Below are 1,361 nucleotides of genomic sequence, written 5' to 3' on the forward strand. Positions count from 1 at the left end.
CAAAATGTCCATGCAGACGCTCAATGCCTGCTTGATCAAAGCTGAGCGCGTTATACATAAATCGAATCTTGATGCCTTCACCCGGCATAACGAGCATATTCAGATCGTAGTTAGTTTCCTCTGTAGCCACCACATTCGAAATCGTAAATTTATCCTGCCCCTCGCTGCCCAACTGCTCTACCTGCTGCTCCACCGGGTAATTTTCAAATATCATAATATGGTTGATTAAATCCTGCTTCTGCTCAGTCAGTGCTTGGATTTCATACAGCGGGAACGCATCATAGGCATTGGAAGCCAAAGCCTGCCGCTGTGTTCGTTTCATCAACTCGACAAAGGTTTCACCTTGTTCAGACTGCACACGCACTGGAATCGTATTAATGAATAGCCCGATCATGTGCTCCACACCTGGAATATCCCCTGGACGACCGGATACAACGCTGCCGAACACGACATCCGAACTGTTGTTATACTTCTGCAACAGAACGCCCCATACGGTCTGAATCAGCGTGTTGATCGTGACTTGATTTTGCTTCGCCACCCGTTCGATCTGAGCCACCAGCTCTGGCTGGAAGTCACATTCCAGATCTTCAGCGACATATTCCCCGACTTGCATCGATTTCGGCAGGGCTTTTTGCTGCGGAAGCGTAATTTGCTGCTCGTAGTCCGCCAGATACCCACGCCAGTATTGCAAGGCCGCCTCACGGTCCTGACGTTCCAGCCATTCGATAAAGCGACTGAACGGCGTGACAGGCTCCAGCGCTGGCTCATGGCCCGCGCGCAGGGCCAGATAGCTGCCGAATACCTCCTGGGTCATAAAGGACAGGCACCAGCCATCCATCAAAATGTGATGGAAGCTCCAAACAAAGTGGTACGTTTCATCCCCGGTTTGCAAAATCGAGACACGAATGAGCGCATCCTCTGCGAGGTTGAATCCTTTCGCTTTATCCTCGAGGACAAAAGCTTCCACCCGAGCTTCTCGTTCCTCTTTTTCTAGTCCGCGCAGGTCTTCATAGTACAACTCTCCGCTGCGATGACGGAAAACGACCTGCACAGGCTCATCCTTCCAGGTGTTGATAACGTTCGTCCGCAATGCCTCATGACGCTGTACGAGCAGATCCAAGCTCTTGCTGAAGGTAACCACATCAAAACGCCCGTTCAACTCAAAGGTAGCCTGCTCAAAATAAGCCGCCGAATTCTCATCCATCAAACTATAGAAGAGCATCCCCTTTTGCATCGGCGTCAAAGCATACACATTTTCCAGTTCGCCCAGATCCCGCGTATCTTCCACCAATTGCTCCAGCTCGTCCAGCGTGACATGGTTTAACAGGACATCACTTGGGGTCAGCACCGTTCTCTCTTGG

The 1,361-nt window shown here is 50.8% G+C and carries 1 protein-coding gene; it reads right to left on the reverse strand.

Annotation, left to right across the window (positions count from 1 at the left end; all coding sequences use genetic code 11):
* Positions 1-1,361: condensation domain-containing protein (locus AC5V8P_RS25585; RefSeq protein ID WP_495474053.1), on the reverse strand; the 1,361-nt coding region annotated here is incomplete at both ends.

The organism is Paenibacillus sp. N119s (genome assembly GCF_059447605.1).